Origin of the sequence: Pseudomonas sp. NBRC 111124 (genome assembly GCF_001320245.1) — a bacterium.
In the GTDB taxonomy this organism is placed as follows: domain Bacteria; phylum Pseudomonadota; class Gammaproteobacteria; order Pseudomonadales; family Pseudomonadaceae; genus Aquipseudomonas.
This window is the reverse complement of record NZ_BCBA01000055.1, coordinates 46,197-69,007: the sequence shown is the minus strand read 5'-3', so window position 1 is coordinate 69,007 and position 22,811 is coordinate 46,197. Positions and strand designations below refer to the sequence as shown.

Genomic DNA, 22,811 nt, shown 5'->3' with positions numbered 1-22,811 from the left:
CGAGCGCGTACAAGTTCATTCCAGCACAGCCAGAAACTTATGCAACTACTATTTTTTGTATAGCCTTGCAGTGTGACGTCATTCAAGATGTTCCAGCAGCCGTCGCGCGGCTTCTTGGCCACTGAGCCAGGCGCCTTCGACGCGGCCAGACAAGCACCAGTCGCCGCAGGCATACAGGCCTTGGTCGGCGTCGGCCAGCGCCCCCCATTCGTGATTGCCGGCTGGCCGTGCGTACAGCCAGCGGTGGGCCAGGGCGAAGCTCGGCGGCGGTACTACGCAGCCGACCAGCTCGGCAAATTCGCCCCACAGTTGTTCGATCACTTCCTCCTTGGCCAAGTCGATGTGCTGCTTGCTCCAGTCGGACGTGGCGTGCAGCACCCAGGTGTCGAGGTGCTCTTCACGGCCTGGCTTGCTGCGGTTGCGTGCCAGCCAGTCGAGCGCGCTGTCCTGCACGAAGCAGCCTTGCATCGGCGTATCCAGCGCTGTCTGGAAGGCCAGGGCGACGGCCCAGGTCGGCTCCATCTGAACACCCGCCGCCACAGCCGCGAGCTTGGGTGTGGCAGCCAGCAGCTGGGTGGCCTGGGGCGCGGGCACGGCAATCACCACGCGGCTGAAGGGGCCATGGCTGCATCCTTCGGTGTCCTGCAGGTGCCAGAACTGCTTGCCGCGGAACACCTCGGCAATGCGGCAGCCGAAATTGACCGTGACATCTTTGAGCAGGCCGCGGGTGATGGCGCTCATGCGCGGCACGCCAACCCAGCGGGTCTGTTCGTCGGGAGAGGGGGTGAGTTCACCGTTGCGGTAGTTGTACAGCTGCGGCTTCCACTGCTCGGCCCAGCCGGCGGCGACCCACTGCTGCACCTGCTCGACGAAGCGCCGATCACGGGCAGTGAAGTACTGCGCGCCAAGGTCGAGGGCGCCGGCCTCGCTGCGCTTGCTGGCCATGCGCCCGCCACTGCCGTGGCCTTTATCGAACAAGTGGACAGACTGCCCGGCCTTTTGCAGCGCCTGGGCGGCGGACAGGCCGGCGATACCGGCACCGATGATGGCAATAGGTACTGTCATGATGGCCTCTTCGAACCTTGCTGTAGGCAGACTACGCTGACAGGCAAACCTGTACAATGCACAATCTTTGTATAAGGTTATTCCGCTTCATAGGACATGTTGGCCTATGGTTATCCGAGAGCGATTGGTCTGGAAAAGTGCCTTGTTCTTAAAAATAGACCATGGCCGCACGCTGCGAGGACACAGCCATGCATATATTGCTGACAGGTGGTACCGGGTTGATCGGCAAGCACCTTTGCCAGTACTGGCTCGGCAAGGGCCATCGGCTTACCGTGTGGAGCCGGCGCCCTGAACAAGTGCCGCGATTGTGTGGTAGCGGGGTGCGTGGCATTGGCCGGCTGGAGGATTTGGGGGCCGACGAGCAGGTGGATGCGGTAGTCAATCTGGCCGGTGCGCCGATCGCCGATCGGCCTTGGTCGGGCTCGCGGCGTAACCTGCTGTGGGCCAGCCGCATCACGCTCACCGAGCAATTGCTGGCGTGGCTTGGCAGCCGTGAGCAGCGCCCCGAGGTGCTGATTTCCGGCTCCGCTGTGGGCTGGTATGGCGACGGCGGCGAGCGCGAGCTGACTGAAAACTCGCCGCCGGTTCGCGAAGACTTCGCCAGCCAACTGTGCATCGCCTGGGAAGAAACCGCCCAGCGTGCGCAGCAGCTTGGCTTGCGCGTGGTACTGGTGCGCACCGGGCTGGTGCTGGCCAGTGACGGTGGCTTTTTGTCGCGCCTGCGCCTGCCATACAAGCTGGGGCTAGGCGGGCCGCTGGGTGATGGTCGGCAATGGATGCCGTGGGTGCATATCGACGACCAGATCGCCCTGATTGATTTTCTCTTGCAGCATAAGGATGCCAGCGGTCCCTATAATGCCTGCGCGCCAGAGCCAGTGCGCAACCGTGATTTCGCCAAGGCGCTGGGGCGTGCGCTGCATCGGCCAGCGTTCATGCCAATGCCCGGCCTGTTGCTCAAGGCCAGCCTCGGCGAGCTGTCGACCTTGCTGCTTGGTGGCCAGCGGGCGCGCCCGGTGCGCTTGCTGGCAGCAGGTTTCACCTTCCGCTTCAACGATCTGCAATCGGCCCTGGGCAACCTGTCCAGCCGCCTCTGACATAGGACGCTGCATGACTGATCACGCTCTGCTGCTGGTCAACCTCGGTTCCCCGGCCTCCACTTCGGTGGCCGATGTGCGCCGCTACCTCAACCAGTTCCTCATGGACCCGTACGTGGTCGACCTGCCCTGGCCGGTGCGGCGGCTGCTGGTGTCGCTGATCCTGATCAAACGCCCGGAGCAGTCGGCGCACGCCTATGCCTCGATCTGGTGGGATGAAGGCTCGCCGCTGGTTGTGCTGACCCGGCGCCTGCAGGCGGCGATGGTCGAGCACTGGCCGCACGGGCCGGTGGAAGTTGCCATGCGCTACGGCGAGCCGGCGCTGCCTGAGGTGCTGGCGCGTCTGGCAGCACAAGGTGTGCGCAAGGTGACACTGGCGCCGCTTTATCCACAGTTCGCCGACAGCACAGTCACCACGGTGGTGGAACAGGCACGGCAGACGCTGGCCGAGCGCCAGCTGCCGTTGCAGCTGCGTGTGCTGCAGCCGTTCTATGACCATCCCGAGTACATCGATGCGCTGGTTGCCAGTGCCCGTCCGTACCTTGAGCAGGATTTCGACCATCTGCTGCTGAGCTTCCATGGCTTGCCGGAGCGGCACCTGAAGAAGCTCTACCCGACCGGCAAGCATGATCTGCGCGCAGCCGACTGCTGCCGTGATGCCAGTGCCGAGGTGCGTGCCGTGTGTTACCGCGGACAGTGCCTGGCCACCGCCAAGGCCTTTGCGACGAAGATGGGCATCCCGGATGGCAAGTGGTCGGTCTCTTTCCAGTCGCGGTTGGGGCGTGACAAGTGGATCGAACCCTACACCGAGACGCGCCTGGACGAGCTGGCCAAGGCCGGGGTGAAAAAGCTGCTGGTGATGTGCCCGGCGTTCGTTGCCGATTGCATTGAAACGCTGGAAGAGATCGGCATGCGTGGCAGCGAGCAGTTTGTCGAGGCGGGCGGCAAGGAGCTGGTGCTGGTGCCGTGCCTGAATGATCACCCGGAGTGGGTGAAAGTGTTGGCGGGGATGTGCGAAAAGGCCTGAATTAAGGGGGCTGCAAAGCAGCCCCACAGGCTTCAAGGCAACTGATCATCCAGTTTCTTGTGCTTCCAGCCATCATTGCCCGGCAGGATCAGGTTCAGGGCAATGGCCACGATAGCGCACAGGGCAATACCCTTGAGGCCCCAGTCGTCCGGGCCGTCGCCGCTGCCGATCAGCACGCCGCCAATACCGAATACCAGGGTCACCGAAACGATCACCAGGTTGCGCGCTTCGGCCAGGTCGATCTTGTGGCGGATCATGGTGTTCATGCCCACCGCCGCGATCGAGCCGAACAGCAGGCACAGAATGCCGCCCATCACCGGGACCGGGATGCTTTGCAGCAGCGCGCCGAACTTGCCGATGAAGGCCAGGGTGATGGCGAATACCGCCGCCCAGGTCATGATCTTCGGGTTGTAGTTTTTGGTCAGCATCACCGCGCCGGTCACTTCGGCGTAGGTGGTATTGGGCGGGCCACCGAACAGGCCAGCTGCCGTGGTGGCCAGGCCGTCACCCAGCAGCGTACGGTGCAGGCCGGGCTTCTTCAGGTAGTCGCGGCCAGTCACGCTGCCGACTGCAATCACCCCGCCGATGTGCTCGATCGCTGGCGCCAGGGCAACCGGAACGATGAACAGGATGGCCTGCCAGTTGAACGCCGGCGCGGTGAAGTTGGGGATTTCCAGCCACGGTGCAGCGGCGATCTTGGCGGTGTCGACCACGCCAAAGGCGAACGACAAGGCGAAGCCCACCAGTACGCCGGAGATGATCGGCACCAGGCGGAAAATGCCTTTGCCGAACACGGCGACGATCAAGGTCGTCAGCAGCGCAGGCATGGAGATCAGCATGGCGGTCTTGTACGGCATGAGTGCCGCGCCATCACCACCCTTGCCCATCGCCATGTTGGCGGCGATCGGGGCCATGGCCAGGCCGATGGAAATGATCACCGGGCCGATCACCACCGGCGGCAGCATGCGGTCGATGAAACCGGTGCCTTTGACCTTCACCATCAGGCCCATGAAGGTGTACACGAAACCTGCCGCCATCACGCCGCCCATGGTCTCGGCCAGGCCGAACTGGCCCTTGGCGAGGATGATCGGAGTGATGAAGGCAAAGCTCGAAGCCAGGAATACCGGTACCTGACGGCCGGTAACCAGCTGGAACAACAGGGTGCCGATGCCGGCGGTGAACAGGGCCACGTTCGGGTCGAGGCCGGTGATCAGTGGCATCAGCACCAGCGCGCCGAATGCCACGAAGAGCATCTGCGCGCCCGAGACGACCTGGCGCCAGAGCGGGTCGTTGAAGCCGTCCTGCATGGTCAGGCGTCCTTCTGCTTGGTGCCGAAGATCTTGTCACCGGCATCGCCCAGGCCTGGGACGATGTAACCATGTTCGTTCAGGCGCTGGTCGACCGAGGCGGTGTAGATCTGTACGTCCGGGTGGGCTTTCTCCACGGCGTTGATGCCTTCTGGCGCGGCGACCAGCACCATGGCGCGGATTTCCTTGCAGCCGGCCTTCTTCAGCAGGTCAATGGTGGCGACCATCGAGGCACCGGTGGCGAGCATCGGGTCGATGATCAGGGCCAGGCGCTGGTTGATGTCCGGCGCGAGTTTTTCCAGGTAGGTGTGTGCTTCGAGGGTTTCTTCGTTGCGAGCAACGCCGACAGCGCTGACCTTGGCGCCCGGGATCAGGCTGAGCACGCCGTCGAGCATGCCGATACCGGCGCGCAGGATCGGCACCACGGTGATCTTCTTGCCGGCGATTTTTTCAACTTGCACCTTGCCGCACCAGCCGTCGATCTCGTAGGTTTCGAGGGGCAGGTCCTGGGTGGCTTCGTAGGTCAGTAGCGCGCCGACTTCCTGGGCAAGTTCGCGAAAATTCTTGGTGCTGATATCGGCACGGCGCATGAGGCCGAGCTTGTGGCGGATCAGCGGATGACGGATCTCACGAGTAGGCATGGGGGGCTCCGAAAGGCGGGCAAAAAAACCGCGATAGATTAATCTATTCAGCCTTTGCTGTCGTGTAGTCCTTTTGCACGTTAGTCCATAAATGCTTGATCTGTGACGAGCGGATGCGTACCTTTGCCCGCTTTTCCAAAATGCCCCCTGGAGAGCGCCATGTCCGCCGATCTCGAGCACATCCGTCAAGTCATGTGCGAAGCAGACTGCCTGTACAACGAAGCCGAAGTCGAAGCGGCCATCGCCAAGGTCGGCGAGCAAATCAGCAAGGACCTGCACGACACCAACCCTGTGGTGTTCTGCGTGATGAACGGCGGCCTGATCTTCGCCGGCAAGCTGCTGACACACCTGCAGTTCCCGCTGGAGGTCTCGTACATCCATGCCACCCGTTACCGCAACCAGACCAGCGGCGGCGAATTGTTCTGGAAAGCCAAGCCGGAAGTGTCGTTCATCGACCGTGACGTGCTGATCGTCGATGACATCCTCGACGAAGGCCACACGCTCAGTGCCATCATCGAGTTCTGCAAGCATGCCGGTGCGCGTGCGGTGCACACCGCCGTGCTGATCGACAAGGACCACGACCGCAAGGCCAGCCCGGGCCTGAAGGCCAGCTATGCCGGCCTGCCCTGCATCGATCGCTATATCTTCGGTTACGGAATGGACTATAAAGGCTACTGGCGTAACGCAAACGGCATTTTCGCTGTGAAGGGACTTTAACCATGAGCCAGCCTGCATTTATCGACCAAACGTTGTTGACCGGGCTGGCGCAAAAAGCCGCCGATGCGCCGCGTCTGCGGCACCATCACAACTTTCATGACATGGAAGACCCTTGCCACCGCCTGGCGATCGGCATGCAGCCCTCGACCTATATCGCACCGCACCGGCACCTGAGCGACGACAAGGCAGAAACCTTGCTGGTGCTCAAGGGCCGCCTCGGTCTGTTGCTGTTCGATGAGCAGGGCGCGCTGACCAGCACGCGCCTCCTCGAAGCTGGCGGCGAGTGCATGGGGGTGGATCTGCCGCCGGGCGTCTACCATGGCCTGGTGGCGCTTGACGTCGACACCATCATGTTCGAATGCAAGGCCGGCCCTTATCGCCAGCTGGTCGAGGGTGAGCACGCGCCCTGGGCGCCACGTGAAGGTGAAGCCGGCGTGGCTGAATACCAGGCCTGGATGCTCGCGCAGTTCGATTGAGGTCTGCCCTTGCCTGCATGCTAGAGTGCTCCTTCATGCCAAGGAGCCTCACATGCGTGCGATTCTTCCCCTGCTGCTGGCGATGAGCCTACCTCTCGCCGCCGCACCGCTGCACAGCCAGTTCCTCCCGCCCGATGACCAATCCCTGCGCCAGGAAGCGCCGACCGGTCAGCAATTGTTGCAAGTGACCGACTACTCGGTGGTGGTCGGGGCCCAGCGCCAGTCTGACCAACAGCCGATCCCGATCACCGCTTCGCTGCAAATGCGCCTGAAAGGCAAGCCGCTGAGCAAGGGCGCGACCATCAGCCAGGTGCTGCTCAATTTCGATGGTGAAGCGGGCAAGAGCCTGAAGAAGCCGATGTACGACGAAAAGACCCGGACCTTGAGCCTGAATTACCCGGTCAGCGATTACCGGGTGATCATGGACCTGCTGCGCAACGAGACCGTCTATGTGCAGTTCCTGACCTACGCCAATGGCCACATCTGGGCCGACCTGCACACCGGTACCGTACGTTCGCGTTGAGGCGTGCCGCCTGAGGGAGGTAAACTGCCGGCCTTCGAAATTCCATGATGGTCAGTTGGAGCCGGCAATGCGCAAAGACAAGAAGCAGGTGATTGGTGACGAAATCAGCGACGACTACATCAAGTCGTTCCTCCAGTTCGAGCCGGCCGATGGCCTGACCTCGCCTTCGCACCACAAGCTGATCAAAGGCTACCGTGGCCTGCGTGTCGATGACTTCGAGCGCTTCGTGGGCTTCTTTGTCGAAGCAGGCCTGGATCTCGATGGCAAGGACGAACACGGCAAGACCTTCGTCGAAGTGATTGCCGACCAGCGCAACGCGCCAGAGTACGTCGAGATCATCGCCAAAGCTCGCGGCTGATCAAGCCCAGGCACAAAAAAACGCCCCGAGGGGCGTTTTTTCGTTTCAGGCCGGTCAGGCGTAGTGCTTGGCCGGGCTGTCTTCCACCAATTCCAGCGCCACATCGTTGTCGGCACTGATCTTGCGGTACAGCGCTGCATCGGTGGCCAGGGCCTTCTCGCGGGCCGGGAAGATTTCCTTGAGCTTGGCAGCCCAGGTACCTTTGGCCTGCTCGGGGAAGCAGCGCTCGATCAGTTCGAGCATGATCGACACGGTCACCGAAGCACCCGGCGAAGCGCCGAGCAGTGCCGCCAGGCTGCCGTCCTGTGCCGAGACCAGTTCGGTACCGAACTGCAGGATGCCGCCTTTTTTCGGGTCCTTTTTGATGATCTGCACGCGCTGGCCAGCCACTTCCAGGCGCCAGTCTTCAGCTTTGGCCTGTGGATAGAAGCGGCGCAGGGATTCCAGGCGCTGTTCCATCGACTGCATCACTTCGCTGACCAGGTACTTGGTCAGGTCCATGTTATCGCGGGCCACGGCCAGCATCGGGCCGATGTTGCCCATGCGCACCGACAGCGGCAGGTCCATCAAGGAACCGTGCTTGAGGAACTTGGTGGTGAAACCGGCATAGGGGCCGAACAGCAACGAGGTCTTGCCGTCCACCACACGGGTGTCCAGGTGCGGTACCGACATTGGCGGTGCACCCACCGCCGCCTGGCTGTACACCTTGGCCTGGTGCTGCTTGACGATTTCCGGGTTGTCGCAACGCAGCCACTGGCCGCTGACCGGGAAGCCGCCGAAGCCTTTGCTTTCCGGGATGCCGGACATTTGCAGCAGCGGCAGGGCCGCGCCGCCAGCGCCGAGGAACACGAAGCGGGCGTCGACTTCGCGAGCGCCGCCGCTGTTGACGTCCTTGATGCTGACAGTCCAGCCGCTGCCGTTACGGCGCAGGCCGACGACTTTCTTGCTGTACTTGACCTGCGCATCCGGGGTGTCGCCCAGCACTTTGAGCAGCTTGTTGGTCAATGCCCCGAAATTGACGTCGGTGCCTTTGGCCACACGGGTTGCGGCGATGTGCTGGTCGGCCGGGCGGCCTGGCATCATCAGCGGCATCCACTGGTTCATCACGGCCTTGTCTTCGGTGTACTCCATCTCAGCGAAGGCGTGATGCTGCTTGAGCATCTCGAAACGCTTCTTGAGGAAGGACACACCCTTGTCACCTTCGACGTAGCTCAGGTGTGGGACCGGGTTGATGAATGCACGTGCCGAGCCGAAGGTGTTCTTCTTGCTCAGGTAAGCCCAGAACTGGCGCGAGACCTCGAACTGGGTATTGATGTGCACGGCCTTCTTGATGTCAATGCTGCCATCGGCGGCCTGAGGCGTGTAGTTGAGCTCGCACAGGCCGGCGTGACCGGTACCTGCGTTGTTCCAGGGGTTGGAGCTTTCCGCGGCTCCGGAGTCCATTGCCTCGACGACCTCAAGCTTCAGGGTCGGGTCAAGCTCCTTGAGCAGTACGGCCAGGGTGGCACTCATGATGCCCGCGCCTACCAGTACCACATCAACCGATTCGTTCTGCGCCATTTAACGCGTCTCCACAATCTACAGCTACCTAATTGACAGCATAGGACCACTGGGGTTGCCAGGATCGCCATGTCCGACTCTTCGCAGTTCTTGCCACTTCCGCGGACACCGCCAATCAGTCTTTGGGTTCAGGTATTGAACGCCGTTTGCCACAGGTGCGGCAATTCGACTTATGGTCAAGGTGTCGTGCGTGCGCTATGGAACGACCTCAGGCACTCATCCGAAATGAGCGCTTCAGCCGCCTGTTCAGGGCTGTTCGGGACACATCTGCCGCTTTTGCACATGCCAGACTGTTCATTTGCTCGCCACACTCTTGTGAAGTAGTGAAAACCGTTTTTTCACGCTCTTTTGGAGTCGTGAACCTCAAAAGGGGACTGCGCGATGGCAACCCGCAGGTTCATGCAGTGCGAAGGGCCGGAAAAGCAGGCACGACAGCCGATGCAAGACCTGAGTGGAAGGCTCTCTGTGGGCGAAGCGGGTGAAGGTGCCGGGGTCAATCGGCAAATGCGGGGCCCGATCAGGAGACGTCCTTATAATCGGGGGGAGATTATAACGATGTCGCGGGCAGAAAGGTCGTAATTCGCGGTTTTTATTGCAGCGTTTGTCAGGCTGCGAGGATGCGCTGGTGCCAACGGCGGCTTGCAGGGTTGCAAGCCCGGGCTTCGGCGGGCAACTCACGGCCCAGCCAGGCGAGCTGAATTACGCTGATCTGCACCCATCCGCTACCGCTTGGCGCCTGGCTGCATTGCTTGAAGGCCAGGCATTTACCCTCTTCGTCGAGGCGGGCATAGGCATTGCGGCGCGGGCGTTGGCAGAGCAGTGTCCAGAGCGAGGCCATGGCGGTACCTCCTGTGCGTTTGGGCTTGGCGCAAGGATAAGGGCGCGGCCATGAAACGATTGTGACAAGCGGGCCGGACCGATGACTGGTTTGCGCCTGGCTGGGTATACTGTGGGCCTTTGCCGCATTTTCTGGAGAAACGCGCATGTTGCAACGTCTGTTGTTCGGTTTGATTGCCGTAGCCAGCCTCAGCCTGGTCGGTTGTGCCCACAGCCCGCAACAACTCAGCCCGCAACCCACGCTCAAGGCTCAGCTTGAGCCAGTCGGCCACGGCCAGCCGGTGGTGGTCAAGGTGGTCGACGGGCGTGCTTCGCAGTCCCTGGGTACCCGGGGTGGCATGTACCCTGAAACCAGCACCATCAGCGTCAGTGGCAATGATGTCGTGCCCAAGCTGCAGGCCCAGGCCGAAGCCGCCGTGCGCCTGCTCGGATTCACCCCTACGGCGAACGCCTACAACGCACCGCAGCTGACCGTGACCCTGGCCGAGCTGAAGTACCAGTCGCCGAAAGATAACCTGTACGTAACCGAAGCCACCATCGGCGCTACCTTCCGTGCCGATGTGCAAAATGCCAATCGCCGTTACAGCGGCCGCTACGGCGCTTCGCTTGACCAGCGCTTCGGCATGGCGCCGAACCAGGACACCAACACCACCCTGGTGAGTGATGTGCTGAGCGATGCGCTGACCCGCCTGTTCAAGGACCCGACCATCGGTCAGGTGCTGGGCGAATAAGTCTCACGCTACAAGCGAAAACCCGCTACCTGTGTGCCAGGTAGCGGGTTTTTTATTGTGGGTACCTAGGCGGCTTGTATCTGAAAATCCAGCAAGCTGACGCCGGTGCCCGCATCCACCTCGGGCAGGTCCTCGTGCACATGCCCACCCAGCGCGCAGTAGACCAGCCACTGGCGGTCCTGGACATTGATGGCAAACCCATCGATCAACGCCTGCTGCTCATCACTCTGAGCCACGAGATAGAGGCGGTCCTGGTTTTCGGCGTGCAGCATCAACAAGCTCCGGTGCGGGAAAAGGCCGATAGAGTGGCCTGCCTTGATGACGGGCATGTGACGGATGAAATTTAGTGACACTTTGTCGCCAAGGCCGGGCGATCGGGTAGGACTCCGGTAGAATGCCGGGCTTCGCTGTGGCTATGACCGAGGTTGCGTGATGTCGTTGCAAGTGCTCTGGGGCTTTCTTTCCGCCCACCCGACCAAGCTGATCAATCTGCTGGCGCTGTTGCTGACCTGCCCAGGTGGGTTGCTGCTGCAGAGTGCACGGCGGCGTGAGGTGATCACCCGCGAGCGTTTGGCGGTTGAAGAGGGGCCAGCGGATGCCTTCGTCCAGCGCGTGCCACGCTACTACTACATCCTCGGTTTTTCCTGCCTGGCCATGGCCTTGCTGCTGTCCTGGTTCAGCACCTGGGTCTGAATCCGCTGGGGCTGCAAAGCAGCCCCAGCGATTGATCAGGCAACTGGCGCCTGCTGCCTGACCTGGTACTGGTTGCGCACCGGCGTCGCATACTGCAACACCAGGTACGGCCGCTGCTCCTCGGGGCAGGCATCCAGGCGGCGCTGCCATTCTTCCCTGGCCTTGGCCAGCTCTTCAGCCGGGAACACATTCTCGGCGCTCGGCACCTGCAGTGCCTCGTCTTTCTCGCTCCACATCGCATAAGCCAGGTAATGCACCGGGAACAGGCGGTAACCGCCGAGGATCTGCCGGTCGGTTTCCTGTGCCAGCTGCTTGGTGTCCTCGTAGTACTCGGTCACCGGCGGGGCGAAGTTGATATGCACCCGGCCCTTGTAGCCGGTGATGCCCTTGGCGATGCTGTTGTCGTCCTCGCCGGGCGCCTTCTTGTAGGTACCGGTTGTGGCGCGGATGTACAGCTCGCGGGCCTTGGCCTGGTCGCAAGGGTCGTATTCGTAGCTGATTGAAACCGGGATCAGGTTCAGGCTCTGTATCACCGCACCGAACGGCTCGTCCTTGCGGCTCATGTGGAACATCTTGAGGATCGCCGAATCGGTACGGTCGTCACCGTCCTTGGCACGGCCTTCGGCCTGGGCGATCCAGATCGAGGTGCCGTCATTGCGGATCGAATGGTTGATGTAGGCCGAGAGCAGCTGGTAAGCCGCAAGCTTTTCGCGGCGGCCACTGATCGAACGGTGCACGATGAAGCTCTTGTTCAGGCGCATCATGTCGCTGACGAACGGCTTCTGCAGCAGGTTGTCGCCGATGGCGATGCGCGGTGTCGGCAGGCCGGCGTGGTACACCGCGTAGTTGACGAAGGCCGGGTCCATGACGATGTCGCGGTGGTTGGCCAGGAACAGATAGGCCGTGCCCGACTTGAGCTGTTCGACGCCGGAGTAGGTGACGCCGTCGGTGGCACGTTCGATGGTCTGGTCGACGTAGTATTCGACTTTGTCCTGCAGGGTCGACACGCAGGTGACACCGGAGAATTCTTTGCGCAGGCGGCGGGCGATCAGCGGCTTGAGCAGCCAGCCGAGGGTGCCGGCGGCGCGCGGGAATTTGAAGTGGGTGAGGATATCGAGGAATGCCGGGTCGCTGAGCAGGCGTGCCAGAACGGCAGGGACCTCAGCGTCGTCGTACGGTCGGATGGCATCGAATTCGCCCATCATGCTCTCTTGTTGGAAACGGCTAGGGTAATAAGGTAAGGGGTGGGGCCCGAAAAACGGCTCGGGCACACGCAAGCCCTGTAAACAGACCGGCAATTATACGCACAAGTCACCCCGGAGGCCGCGATGCTCGAACAAGCGTTCTACGATTGCCCTTATTGTGGCGAGGAAGTCGAAACGACAGTGGACCTGTCCGGGGGGGACCAGGAGTACTTCGAGGACTGCCAGGTGTGCTGCAAGCCTATCCGCTTTGTGCTGCAGGTTCATGGCGACGAATGGATGCTGGATGTCTACGGTGAGAACGACTGATGCGGCGAATCTACGAACCGGAAAACCTGCTGGAAGCCGAAATGCTGGTGGGCATGCTCGCCAGCGAGGGCATCGAAGCGCACCTGGCCGGCCGCGACCTGATGGGCGGTGCGGGTGAATTGCCGTTGCAGGGCTTGCTCGGGCTTGCAGTGCCCGACGAACAGGCCGAATACGCACGGCAACTGATCGATGCGTACAATGGTGCCGAGCCGCTTGCCGGCGACGAGCCGGAGAGTCATCCCGGTACCTTGATCTGCTAGGTTCTGAAATCGCCCATGTGTGGACGTTATGCCCTGTTTCGCTGGCCCCAGGCGCTGGCCAGCCTGCCGGGTTTCCCTGCCGGCCAGCCGGCCCAATGGAACATCTCGCCCGGTGCCACGGTGCTGATCCAGCGCCAGCTCGACGGTCAGCAGCAACTGGCCAAGGCGCGCTGGGGGCTGACCCCCGCCTGGCTCACTGACCTTTCCCGCACCCCTGCCCATGCCCGGGCCGAGACCTTGGCCGAGCAGCCGATGTTCCGCGAAGCGCTGCGCCTGCGCCGTTGCCTGATGCCGGCCAACGGTTTCTACGAGTGGCGCGGCTCGGTGCGCAAACGGCCTTACTGGCTGACGCCTGGGGAGGGCGCATCCTTGTATTTTGCCGCCGTGTGGGAAGCCTATCCGGTGCAAGACCAGGTGTGGTTGAGCTGCGCAGTAGTGACTCAGGCCGCGATGAATCAGCGCCGGCCGCTCATTCTCGACGAGGCCGGCCAGGCCGCCTGGCTGGACCCGGACACACCGCTGTCGCGCCTGCATGAGCTGCTCGCCAGCCCGCCGGCGACGTTGCGCGAGCGGGCACTGGCGAACTTCGTCAACGACCCTAAGCTGGACGCGCCGGAGTGTCTTACACCGGCTTAGATAAAATCTTACCTGCGGCTATGGCGGCGCACGGGCGACTCAGCCTAGGATACGGCGCATGTAAAAAGGGAGTGTTTTCATGCGTAAGTCTTTTGTCGTCAGCCTGTTGAGTGCTGGCATCCTGCTGGCCGGCTGCCAGGCGGTGAATACCACCAGCGGCGGTGCTGTCGGCGTCGAGCGCCAGCAGTACATGTTCAGCATGCTGTCGACCGATGAGGTCAACCAGATGTACGCCCAGTCGTACCAGCAGACCCTCGGCGAGGCGTCGAGCAAGGGTGTGCTGGACAAGTCAAGCGCCGATGCCAAGCGCGTGCAGGCCATTGCCAGTCGGCTGATTGCCCAGGCGCCCAAGTTCCGCCCCGATGCCGCGCAATGGAACTGGGAAGTCAACGTCATCAAGAGTGACGAGCTCAATGCCAACTGCGGGCCGGGCGGCAAGATCATCGTCTACACCGGCTTGATCGACCAGCTCAAGCTCACCGATGCGGAGATTGCCGCAGTGGTCGGCCACGAAATTGCCCACGCCTTGCGTGAGCACAGCCGCGAAGCGATGTCCAAGGCCTACGGCGTGCAAATGGCCCGTCAGGGCGCGGGCGCCTTGTTCGGCCTTGGCCAGGACAGCATGGCCATGGCCGACGCCGTGGTGAACTACTCGATGACCCTGCCCAACAGCCGCGCCAACGAGAACGAGGCCGATCTGATTGGCCTGGAACTGTCGGCGCGTGCCGGTTATGACCCGAATGCCGCGATCACGTTGTGGAACAAGATGAGCAAGGCTTCGGAGGGCGCACCGCCCGAGTTCATGAGCACTCACCCGGCGTCCAGCAGCCGGATTGCTTCGTTGCAGGCAGCGATTCCGAAGGTGATGCCGCTGTACGAAGCCGCGAAACAGTAAAACGATGGGGGCCGCAAAGCGGCCCCTTTTTTTCAGGTCAGCCTATCCAGCCACTGGTCTTCATCGCCGAGTACACGGCGACGATCGCCAGCACGAAGAACGCGGTAGCCGCCAAGCGACGAATCAGCGTCAGTGGCAGTTTTTCCGCAGCGAAGTTACCCGCCAGCACCACCGGCACGTTGGCAATCAGCATGCCCAGGGTCGTCCCGAGAATAACCAGGATCAGGTGCGGATACTGGGCAGCCAGCATCACCGTGGCGACTTGGGTCTTGTCACCGATCTCGGCCAGGAAGAAAGCGATCAGCGTGGTCAGGAACGGACCGAAGCGGCGTGCCGGGTTCTCGTCATCGTCCATCTTGTCCGGCACCAGGGTCCACAGCGCGGTGGCGGTGAAGCTCGCGGCAAGGATCCAGTGCAGCACCGATTCGCTGAAGAAACTACCAAACCAGGCACCCACGGCACCGGCCGCGGCATGGTTGGCCAAGGTAGCAGCAATGATGCCGGCGATGATTGGCCAAGGCTTGCGGAAGCGGGCGGCGAGGATGAGCGCGAGCAGTTGCGTCTTGTCGCCGATTTCGGCCAAGGCAACGATTGCGGTGGGGACCAACAGAGATTCCAGCATCAGGGTTCCTACGGGGGCGGGTCGACACGGCTATGACACGAACAGCCTCCCCGCCCCGGGTAAGGTGTGCGTGTCATAGGTCTTGTCAAACCGAGGACCTGTCTGTGCAGGTCGCTGGGTCGCACGCGCCATGGCCTGTGGGCCAAGTATGTTGACGCGTACCGGGCGAGCAGGGCGCTCGCGGGAGACTACTCCCCTAGGACGGTGCGGATTCTGCCTAGCCGAAACGCTTTCGGCAAGCGCTGTTTTTATCCGCGTGTTGCCCGATAGATACGGAAGCCATCGGCCTCAGCGCAGGTCTGGCAGTTGCCCAAGGCATCCTCTATCAGAGGCTGATAACGCAGGAAGCTATTCGCCACAAGGCGCATTTCGCCACCTTTTCGAAGATGTTGGCCGGATTTTTTCAGCAGGTTTTCCGACGCCTGGTAATTAGTGTGCACCCCGGTGTGGAACGGTGGGTTACTCAGGATCAGGGACAGGTCGGCGGGCGCAGCATCGATGCCATCGCCGCTGATGACTTCACCTTCAAGGTTGTTGGCTGCCAGGGTCAGGCGGCTGGCGGCCACGGCGAAGGCATCGACATCCAGCAGTGTGACCCGGCTCTGTGGATAACGGCGTTTGACCGTGGCACCCAGCACGCCAGCACCACAGCCGAAGTCGAGCACATGCCCGGCCGGCAGGTTGTCCAGGTGCTTGAGCAGCAGAGCGGTGCCGCGGTCGAGGCGGCCGTGGCTGAACACCCCCGGCAGGCTCACCACCTGCAGCGGGCCGTCTTCAAGGTCGAGGGTGAAGCGCTCGGCCAGGCTTTCCAGCGGTTTGGCCTGCGGGGCGTTGTCCACGGTGACCTGCCACAGCTGGCAATGCCGTGCGCTGTCCAGTTTGCGCGGCTTGCCAAAAGCCTGCAGCTGCTTGGCCGCACCTTCGATGCCGCCGCGCTTTTCACCCACCAGGTACAGCGCGCGGCCCGCCAGGCCGGATGCCAGGGCATTGAGCAGGTAGGCCGCCAGTTCGCGGGACTTGGGCAGGAACAGCACGGCCGCCTCGAAGGCGACCGGCGGCACGTCGACGCCGTAGTGGCTGCGCCCGGCGAAGCGGCTGTCGAGCATGGCCTGGTCGCCGGCATGCCAGGTCCAGCCATGGGCTTGGGGCAGCTGCGCGAGCAGGCCGTCGGCGGGGGCGCCGGCGAGCAGCAGCGGGCCCTGGAACAGCTCTGCCTGGCGGAGCAACACTTCACTGCGCGGGTCCATGGACAACGCCTCCTGAAAAAGTGGCGCAGTGTACCAGAGCCGGGAGCGGGGCTGAGCTGGCGCTCAGCTGACCACGCGGCGTGGCTGGCCTTCGAAGAAAGCCTTGGCGTTTTCGCTGAGCTGGCCGACGATGCGCTGGCGCGACTCCACCGCGCCCCAGGCGCTGTGCGGGGTGATCAGCAGGCGTGGGATGCCCTCCTCCAGCAGCGGGTTGCCATTGACCGGTGGCTCGACGCTCAACACATCGGTGGCCGCCCCGCCCAGGTGGCCGTTGCGCAAGGCGTCGGCCAGGGCCTGTTCGTCGATCAGGCCGCCACGGGCGGTGTTGACCACCAGCGCGCCTTTTTTCAGCAGTGCCAGCTCGCGGGCGCCGATCATGTGCCGGGTGTGCTCGTTGAGCGGGCAATGCAGGGTCAGCGCGTCGACCTGCGGCAGCAGTTCGTCCAGGGCCAGGCGATCATCACGGGCCGGGCGGCCAGGGATCTGCCCGCTCAGCACGCGCATGCCGAAGGCTTCGGCCAGCCGCGCCACTGCGCCGCCCAGTTCGCCATGGCCAAGCAGACCGAGGGTCTTGCCTTCCAGTTCGACGATCGGGAAGTCCAGCAGGCAGAACTGGCTGGCCTGGGCCCACTGGCCGTCGGCCACCGCCTGGTTGTAATCGCACAGGCGCGTGGCCAGGGCCAGCAGCAGAGCGAGGGTGTGCTGCGCCACCGACGGTGTGCCATAGCCCTGGCAGTTGCAGACGGTGATGCCTTGGGCGCGAGCAGCTGCCAGGTCGACATTATTGGTGCCGGTGGCGGCCACCAGGATCAGCTTCAGCTGCGGGTTGGCAGCCAGTGCGGCGGCATCGAGCATGACCTTGTTACTGACCACCGCGACAGCGCCCTGCAGGCGTTCGGCGACCTGCTCCGGGCGGGTGGCGGCAAACAGCTCGAATTCATCGAACTGTTGCTGCAACGGCGACAGGTCGAGGTCGCCAAGGTCCAGGGACTGGTGATCGAGAAACACGGCGCGGCGCAAGCTGGGCATCAGTGAGGCTCCGGTGGCAGGGCAGGGGTTGATCCATCAACCCGCACAATGCCACTCATACCTCGCACAGCCAAATCATTCCTTCGGCTGATTTGACGGTCACATTCAGCTACTACAGTACTTCCAGACTTGTTCGGCATGCTTTTCAGAAAAGGGACCACCATGTTGCAGACCCGCATCATCAAGCCCGCCGAGGGCGCCTATGACTTCCCTCTGTTGATCAAGCGCCTGCTGATGTCCGGCAGCCGTTACGAAAAGACTCGCGAGATCGTCTACCGCGATCAGCTGCGCCTGACGTATCCACAGCTCAACGAGCGTATCGCCCGCCTCGCCAACGTGCTGACCGAAGCCGGGGTCAAGGCCGGTGACACCGTGGCAGTGATGGACTGGGACAGCCACCGTTACCTCGAATGCATGTTCGCCATCCCGATGATCGGCGCGGTGGTGCACACCATCAACGTGCGCCTGTCGCCCGAGCAGATCCTCTATACCATGAACCACGCCGAAGACCGCTTCGTGCTGGTCAACAGCGACTTCATCGGCCTCTATCAAGCCATCGCCGGGCAACTGACCACGGTCGACAAGACGCTGCTGATCAGCGATGGCCCGGACAAGACCGCCGACCTGCCGAACCTGGTCGGCGAGTACGAGCAACTGCTCGCCGCCGCGAGCCCACGCTACGACTTCCCCGATTTCGACGAGAACTCGGTGGCCACCACGTTCTATACCACCGGCACCACCGGCAACCCCAAGGGGGTGTACTTCACCCACCGCCAACTGGTACTCCATACCCTTGCAGAGGCCGCAGTGACCGGCAGCATCGACAGTGTGCGCCTGCTTGGCAGCAATGACGTTTACATGCCGATCACGCCGATGTTCCACGTGCATGCCTGGGGCATTCCCTACGCGGCCACCATGCTTGGCATGAAGCAGGTCTACCCGGGCCGCTACGAGCCGGACATGCTGGTCAAATTGTGGCGCGAAGAGAAGGTCACCTTCTCGCATTGCGTGCCGACCATCCTGCAGATGCTGCTCAACTGCCCGTCCTCCCAAGGCGAGCATTTCGGTGGCTGGAAGATCATCATCGGCGGCAGCGCGCTCAACCGGGCGTTGTATGAAGCGGCGTCGGCCCGGGGTATCCAGCTGACCGCAGCGTACGGCATGTCCGAAACCTGCCCGCTGATTTCCGCCGCGCACCTGAACGACGAGTTGCAGGCGGGCAGTGAGGATGAGCGTGTCAGCTACCGCATCAAGGCCGGCGTGCCGGTGCCGCTGGTGGAGGCGGCGATCGTCGATGGCGAGGGCAACTTCCTGCCGGCCGATGGCGAGACGCAGGGTGAACTGGTGCTGCGTGCGCCGTGGCTGACCATGGGTTACTTCAAGGAGCCGGAAAAGAGCGAGGAGCTGTGGCAGGGCGGCTGGTTGCACACCGGTGACGTCGCCACGCTCGACGGCATGGGCTATATCGATATCCGCGACCGCATCAAGGACGTGATCAAGACCGGTGGCGAGTGGATTTCTTCGCTTGACCTCGAAGACCTGATCAGCCGTCACCCGGCCGTGCGCGAAGTGGCGGTGGTCGGGGTCGCCGACCCGCAATGGGGCGAGCGCCCGTTCGCCCTGCTGGTGGTGCGTGACGGCAAGGCGATCGATGCCAAGGCGCTCAAGGAACACCTCAAGCCTTTTGTCGAGGAAGGGCACATCAACAAGTGGGCCATTCCGAGCCAGATCGCCGTTGTTACTGAAATTCCCAAGACCAGCGTCGGCAAGCTCGACAAGAAACGCATCCGCCAGGACATCGTCCAGTGGCAGGCCAGCAACAGCGCCTTCCTGTCGACCTTGTAAGCACTGTGCGGGCCGCGCGCGACGGAACGCGACCCGCATGCTAGACAGCTTAAAGCCTTGCCAAACGAAAAAAATCGGCCATGCTTCAGCTCGGCCAATGCGCTGCCCGAGAAACGCCGGGGCGATTGGGCAGCAGGTGCGCAAATCACACTTTAGAGGGATCTAGCACCTGAGCCTGCTGGCTATAGTCGGGCCCAGGGGATTTTCAGAAATGGGGGAGGGCGGCACGCGCTAGACGTGCCGCTGCAGGGGAAACCTGCACACCGGTCGCTCGGGCCGTTTCTGAAAGGACTCACTGCCATAACAATAAAGTACATGGAGTAGCGTCGATGAAATCTGCAAATCCGTTCTGGCGCCGGGCCAAGTTGCCCCTGGCCGTCAGCCTTGCTTCCACGCTCGCAAGTCCTGCTTTCGCTGTCAGTTTCAACATTGGTGAAATCGAAGGCCAGTTCGACTCGTCGCTCTCCGTCGGGGCCAGCTGGTCTACCGCCAACCCCAACAAGAACCTGATCGGGGTCAACAACGGCGGCAAGGGCCTGTCGCAGACCTCCGACGACGGCCACCTCAACTTTAAAAAGGGTGAAACCTTCTCGAAGATCTTCAAGGGCATCCATGACCTTGAGCTCAAGTACGGCGACACCGGTGTATTCGTACGCGGCAAGTACTGGTACGACTTCGAGCTGAAGGACGAAAGCAGGCCATTCAAGGACATCAGCGATTCCAATCGCAAAGAAGGCGCCAAGTCGTCCGGATCGGAACTGCTCGATGCCTTCGTCTACCACAACTACTCGATCGGCGATCAGCCGGGCTCGGTACGTTTCGGCAAGCAGGTAGTGAGCTGGGGTGAGAGCACCTTCATCGGCGGCGGCATCAACTCGATCAACCCCATCGATGTGGCCGCGTTCCGCCGGCCGGGCGCCGAAATCAAGGAAGGCCTGATCCCGGTCAACATGTTCTACATCTCGCAGAGCCTGACCGATAACCTGTCGGCCGAGGCCTTCTACCAGCTTGAGTGGGACCAGACCGTCGTCGACAACTGCGGCACCTTCTTCTCCCAGCCCGACATCATCGCCGACGGCTGCAGCAACAACCTGCGCGTGCTCAACAGCAGCCGCACGGTGCCGGCAGCCGCGCAGCAATTCCTGGCCACCCGCGGCGTCAACATCAACGAAGAAGGTGTGATGGTGGCCCGTGGCGCGGACCGCGATGCCCGTGACAGCGGCCAGTTCGGCGTGGCCATGCGCTACATGTTCGAGCCGCTGGATACCGAGTTCGGCGCCTATTTCATGAACTACCACAGCCGTGCGCCGATCTTCAGCGCTACCGGCGCCTCGCCGTCGGTATTCGCCGGCCTCAGCCAGTTGCCGGCGCAACTGCGCGCGCTGGCCCCGCTGATCGTGGCGGGTAACTCGAAGTACTTCGTCGAGTACCCCGAAGACATCCGCCTGTACGGCTTGAGCTTCTCTACCACGTTGCCTACCGGCACGGCCTGGAGCGGTGAGGTCAGCTACCGGCCGAACGCGCCGGTGCAGCTGAATACCACTGATATCCTGTTTGCCGGTGTACGCCCGATTGGTGGCGCACTGAGCAATGCCTCGTTGCTGACCGGTACTCCGGGCGAAGACCTTCACGGCTATCGTCGCAAGGAAATCACCCAGTTCCAGACCACCCTGACGCACTTCTTCGACCAGGTGATGGGCGCCAGCCGCATGACCGTGGTAGGTGAGCTGGGCGTCACCCATGTGGGTGGCCTGGAAAACGCCCACGATACCCGTTATGGCCGTGACCCTGTATTTGGCCCTGGGCCGCTACCTGCCACTGGCGGTGCAAATACCTGCCAGGCGCTCAATGCCAGCACCATCGCTGGCGCCGGTGCCGGCGCCTCGACCACCAACCTCAACCGCAAGTGCGAAAACGACGGTTACACCACCAGCACCTCCTGGGGTTACCGCGCCCGGGTCATCTGGGACTACAACGACGTGTTCGCCGGGGTCAACCTCAAGCCCAACGTGGCTTGGTCCCATGACGTATCCGGTTACTCGCCAGGCCCTGGTGGCAACTTTGAGGAAGGGCGCAAGGCGGTCAGCCTGGGCCTGGATGCCGAGTACCAGAACACCTATACCGCCAGCCTGTCGTACACCAACTTCTTCGACGGCAAGTACAGCACCGTGGATGATCGCGACTTTGTCGCCCTCAGCTTCGGCGTGAACTTCTAAGAACACTGATCCAGGACGACACGAGATGAACAAGACCAGAAGTCTGCTGCAAGCCGGTGTACTGGGCCTGTCCCTGCTGGCGACCAGCGTCATGGCTGCGGTATCCGCCGATGAAGCGGCAAAACTGGGCAGCACCCTGACGCCGATGGGCGCGGAAAAAGCCGGTAACGCCGATGGTTCGATCGGCCCGTGGGAGCCGCTGTCGAAGACCGCCGGCAGCGTCGATGCCAAGGGCTTCCTTGCTGACCCGTACGGCAGCGACAAGCCGCTGTTCACCATCACGGCGCAGAATGCCGAGCAGTACAAGGACAAGCTTTCGCCGGGCCAGTTGGCGATGCTCAAGCGCTATCCGGACACCTTCAAGATCCCGGTGTTCAAGACCCACCGGGGTGCCACGGCGCCTGACGATGTATTTGCCGCCATCAAGAAGAACGCCACCGCGACCACCCTGGTCGAGGGCGGTAATGGCCTGAACAACTTCCAGACCGCCGTGCCTTTCCCGATTCCGAAAAGCGGCCTGGAGGTGATCTGGAACCACATCACCCGCTACCGTGGCGGCAGCGTCAGCCGCTTGGTGACCCAGGCAACCCCGCAGCAGAACGGCTCCTACAGCCTGGTTTACTTCGCTGACCAGTTCGTCTTCCGTGACAAGATGAAGGACTACGACCCGAACAACCCAGGCAACATCCTGTTTTACTTCAAGCAGGAAGTGACCGCTCCGGCACGCCTGGCCGGTACCGTGCTGCTGGTGCACGAGACCCTCGACCAGGTCAAGGAACCGCGCAAGGCATGGATCTACAACGCCGGCCAACGCCGTGTGCGCCAGGCGCCGCAAGTGTCTTACGACGGCCCGGGTACCGCAGCCGACGGCCTGCGCACCTCGGACAACCTGGACATGTACAACGGCGCGCCAGACCGCTACGACTGGAAGCTCGAGGGCAAGAAGGAGATGTACATCGCCTCCAACGCCTTCAAGCTGGACGACCCCAAGCTCAAGTACGCCGATATCCTCAAGGCCGGGCACATCAACCAGGACCTGACCCGCTACGAGCTGCGCCGGGTCTGGCATGTGGTCGCGACGCTCAAGCCGGGCCAGCGCCACATCTACGCCAAACGTGACTTCTACATCGACGAGGATACCTGGCAAGCGGCGGTGATCGACCAGTACGACGGCCGCAACCAGTTGTGGCGTGTGTCCGAAGCACATGCCCAGCCGTACTACAACAATCAGGTACCGTGGTACACCCTGGAAGCCATCTACGACCTGCAGTCGGGCCGTTATCTGGCGCTGGGCATGAAAAACGAAGAGAAGAAAGCCTACGACTTCGGCTTCACTGCCAGCAAGGCCGACTTCCAGCCAGCCGCCCTGCGTCAGTCGGGTATCCGTTGAGCTGAACAGCAGCAACGCCGTGTGACCCTCCCAGAACGCCCCGGCTTGCCGGGGCGTTTCTGTTGGACGGGCCGATAAAACCGATGAATACCTCGCCAAAGCCCCGCCCCAGCCCCTGTCCATCAGCCATG

Annotated in this window: 25 protein-coding genes and 1 riboswitch; of the genes, 15 read left to right on the top strand and 10 right to left on the bottom strand. The window is 62.4% G+C overall.

Annotated elements, in window-relative coordinates; translation table 11 throughout:
* Nucleotides 1–78: 78 nt before the first annotated feature.
* A complete protein-coding gene (locus tag APH28_RS21160) occupies nucleotides 79–1,065 on the bottom strand; it encodes an NAD(P)/FAD-dependent oxidoreductase (protein WP_060512480.1) in 987 nt (328 codons plus the stop codon).
* Nucleotides 1,066–1,253: 188 nt separating this feature from the next.
* Here APH28_RS21160 and APH28_RS21155 point away from each other — a divergent pair, with 188 nt between their 5' ends.
* Nucleotides 1,254–2,159, top strand: coding sequence for a TIGR01777 family oxidoreductase (locus tag APH28_RS21155; protein WP_060512542.1), 906 nt, complete (start codon nucleotides 1,254–1,256; stop codon nucleotides 2,157–2,159).
* A 13-nt stretch (nucleotides 2,160–2,172) separates the two neighbouring features.
* A complete protein-coding gene (gene hemH / locus APH28_RS21150; RefSeq protein WP_060512479.1) occupies nucleotides 2,173–3,186 on the top strand; it encodes a ferrochelatase in 1,014 nt (337 codons plus the stop codon).
* 32 nt (nucleotides 3,187–3,218) lie between these two features.
* Here hemH and APH28_RS21145 read toward each other — a convergent pair whose 3' ends face one another.
* Both APH28_RS21145 and upp read right to left on the bottom strand, forming a co-directional pair.
* Entirely contained in the window at nucleotides 3,219–4,493 is a 1,275-nt protein-coding gene (locus APH28_RS21145; RefSeq protein ID WP_060512478.1) for a uracil-xanthine permease family protein, read from the bottom strand.
* 2 nt (nucleotides 4,494–4,495) lie between these two features.
* On the bottom strand, nucleotides 4,496–5,134 hold the full coding sequence (gene upp, locus APH28_RS21140; RefSeq protein WP_060512477.1) for a uracil phosphoribosyltransferase: 639 nt from the start codon (nucleotides 5,132–5,134) through the stop codon (nucleotides 4,496–4,498).
* A gap of 159 nt (nucleotides 5,135–5,293) precedes the next feature.
* On the opposite strand from upp, the gene APH28_RS21135 reads away from it, so the two are divergent.
* The 4 genes from APH28_RS21135 (at nucleotide 5,294) to APH28_RS21120 (ending at nucleotide 7,208) form a co-directional block, all read left to right on the top strand.
* Nucleotides 5,294–5,851 carry a hypoxanthine-guanine phosphoribosyltransferase gene (locus APH28_RS21135; protein WP_060512476.1) on the top strand — a complete coding sequence of 186 codons (558 nt, stop codon included), beginning with the start codon at nucleotides 5,294–5,296 and terminating at the stop codon, nucleotides 5,849–5,851.
* A 2-nt stretch (nucleotides 5,852–5,853) separates the two neighbouring features.
* Nucleotides 5,854–6,327 carry a WbuC family cupin fold metalloprotein gene (locus APH28_RS21130; protein ID WP_060512475.1) on the top strand — a complete coding sequence of 158 codons (474 nt, stop codon included), beginning with the start codon at nucleotides 5,854–5,856 and terminating at the stop codon, nucleotides 6,325–6,327.
* A gap of 52 nt (nucleotides 6,328–6,379) precedes the next feature.
* A complete protein-coding gene (locus APH28_RS21125) occupies nucleotides 6,380–6,850 on the top strand; it encodes a hypothetical protein (RefSeq protein WP_060512474.1) in 471 nt (156 codons plus the stop codon).
* 67 nt (nucleotides 6,851–6,917) lie between these two features.
* The gene (locus APH28_RS21120; protein WP_060512473.1) at nucleotides 6,918–7,208 is read left to right on the top strand and encodes a PA4642 family protein; all 291 of its coding nucleotides are present in this window, start codon (nucleotides 6,918–6,920) and stop codon (nucleotides 7,206–7,208) included.
* A 54-nt stretch (nucleotides 7,209–7,262) separates the two neighbouring features.
* Here the strand turns inward: APH28_RS21120 and mqo are convergent, their stop codons facing one another.
* Nucleotides 7,263–8,768, bottom strand: a complete 1,506-nt coding sequence (mqo, locus tag APH28_RS21115; protein WP_060512472.1) for a malate dehydrogenase (quinone) — start codon at nucleotides 8,766–8,768, stop codon at nucleotides 7,263–7,265.
* A gap of 604 nt (nucleotides 8,769–9,372) precedes the next feature.
* Complete coding sequence (locus APH28_RS21110) at nucleotides 9,373–9,606, bottom strand: hypothetical protein (protein WP_060512471.1); 234 nt, start codon at nucleotides 9,604–9,606, stop codon at nucleotides 9,373–9,375.
* A 145-nt stretch (nucleotides 9,607–9,751) separates the two neighbouring features.
* On the opposite strand from APH28_RS21110, the gene APH28_RS21105 reads away from it, so the two are divergent.
* A complete protein-coding gene (locus tag APH28_RS21105) occupies nucleotides 9,752–10,336 on the top strand; it encodes a YajG family lipoprotein (RefSeq protein WP_060512470.1) in 585 nt (194 codons plus the stop codon).
* 65 nt (nucleotides 10,337–10,401) lie between these two features.
* Here the strand turns inward: APH28_RS21105 and APH28_RS21100 are convergent, their stop codons facing one another.
* Nucleotides 10,402–10,608 (bottom strand): hypothetical protein, encoded by a 207-nt coding sequence (locus tag APH28_RS21100; protein WP_060512469.1) that lies wholly within the window; start codon nucleotides 10,606–10,608, stop codon nucleotides 10,402–10,404.
* Nucleotides 10,609–10,768: 160 nt separating this feature from the next.
* Between APH28_RS21100 and APH28_RS21095 the strand changes: the two genes are divergently transcribed.
* Complete coding sequence (locus APH28_RS21095; protein WP_060512468.1) at nucleotides 10,769–11,029, top strand: hypothetical protein; 261 nt, start codon at nucleotides 10,769–10,771, stop codon at nucleotides 11,027–11,029.
* Nucleotides 11,030–11,064: 35 nt separating this feature from the next.
* Here the strand turns inward: APH28_RS21095 and APH28_RS21090 are convergent, their stop codons facing one another.
* Nucleotides 11,065–12,234, bottom strand: a complete 1,170-nt coding sequence (locus APH28_RS21090; RefSeq protein ID WP_060512467.1) for a 1-acyl-sn-glycerol-3-phosphate acyltransferase — start codon at nucleotides 12,232–12,234, stop codon at nucleotides 11,065–11,067.
* Nucleotides 12,235–12,357: 123 nt separating this feature from the next.
* Here APH28_RS21090 and APH28_RS21085 point away from each other — a divergent pair, with 123 nt between their 5' ends.
* From APH28_RS21085 to APH28_RS21070, 4 genes are all read left to right on the top strand, one after another.
* Nucleotides 12,358–12,540: a CPXCG motif-containing cysteine-rich protein gene (locus APH28_RS21085; protein WP_060512466.1), complete on the top strand. Its 183-nt coding sequence runs from the start codon at nucleotides 12,358–12,360 to the stop codon at nucleotides 12,538–12,540.
* Complete coding sequence (locus tag APH28_RS21080; protein ID WP_060512465.1) at nucleotides 12,540–12,800, top strand: putative signal transducing protein; 261 nt, start codon at nucleotides 12,540–12,542, stop codon at nucleotides 12,798–12,800. Before APH28_RS21085 ends, APH28_RS21080 begins: the two co-directional genes overlap by 1 nt.
* A gap of 15 nt (nucleotides 12,801–12,815) precedes the next feature.
* The gene (locus APH28_RS21075) at nucleotides 12,816–13,436 is read left to right on the top strand and encodes an SOS response-associated peptidase (RefSeq protein WP_060512464.1); all 621 of its coding nucleotides are present in this window, start codon (nucleotides 12,816–12,818) and stop codon (nucleotides 13,434–13,436) included.
* Nucleotides 13,437–13,515: 79 nt separating this feature from the next.
* A complete protein-coding gene (locus APH28_RS21070; RefSeq protein WP_060512463.1) occupies nucleotides 13,516–14,331 on the top strand; it encodes a M48 family metallopeptidase in 816 nt (271 codons plus the stop codon).
* A gap of 37 nt (nucleotides 14,332–14,368) precedes the next feature.
* Here the strand turns inward: APH28_RS21070 and APH28_RS21065 are convergent, their stop codons facing one another.
* The 3 genes from APH28_RS21065 to APH28_RS21055 form a co-directional block, all read right to left on the bottom strand.
* A complete protein-coding gene (locus tag APH28_RS21065) occupies nucleotides 14,369–14,953 on the bottom strand; it encodes a TMEM165/GDT1 family protein (protein ID WP_060512462.1) in 585 nt (194 codons plus the stop codon).
* Nucleotides 14,954–14,973: 20 nt separating this feature from the next.
* Nucleotides 14,974–15,162, bottom strand: a riboswitch (yybP-ykoY riboswitch).
* Between the two features lie 39 nt (nucleotides 15,163–15,201).
* Nucleotides 15,202–16,200: a class I SAM-dependent methyltransferase gene (locus APH28_RS21060; protein ID WP_060512461.1), complete on the bottom strand. Its 999-nt coding sequence runs from the start codon at nucleotides 16,198–16,200 to the stop codon at nucleotides 15,202–15,204.
* 63 nt (nucleotides 16,201–16,263) lie between these two features.
* Complete coding sequence (locus tag APH28_RS21055) at nucleotides 16,264–17,229, bottom strand: 2-hydroxyacid dehydrogenase (RefSeq protein ID WP_060512460.1); 966 nt, start codon at nucleotides 17,227–17,229, stop codon at nucleotides 16,264–16,266.
* Nucleotides 17,230–17,391: 162 nt separating this feature from the next.
* Here APH28_RS21055 and APH28_RS21050 point away from each other — a divergent pair, with 162 nt between their 5' ends.
* The 3 genes from APH28_RS21050 (at nucleotide 17,392) to APH28_RS21040 (ending at nucleotide 22,680) form a co-directional block, all read left to right on the top strand.
* Complete coding sequence (locus APH28_RS21050) at nucleotides 17,392–19,074, top strand: fatty acid--CoA ligase (RefSeq protein ID WP_060512459.1); 1,683 nt, start codon at nucleotides 17,392–17,394, stop codon at nucleotides 19,072–19,074.
* 329 nt (nucleotides 19,075–19,403) lie between these two features.
* On the top strand, nucleotides 19,404–21,290 hold the full coding sequence (locus tag APH28_RS21045) for a DUF1302 domain-containing protein (RefSeq protein WP_060512458.1): 1,887 nt from the start codon (nucleotides 19,404–19,406) through the stop codon (nucleotides 21,288–21,290).
* 25 nt (nucleotides 21,291–21,315) lie between these two features.
* Nucleotides 21,316–22,680: a DUF1329 domain-containing protein gene (locus tag APH28_RS21040; protein ID WP_060512457.1), complete on the top strand. Its 1,365-nt coding sequence runs from the start codon at nucleotides 21,316–21,318 to the stop codon at nucleotides 22,678–22,680.
* The last annotated feature ends 131 nt before the right edge of the window (nucleotides 22,681–22,811 follow it).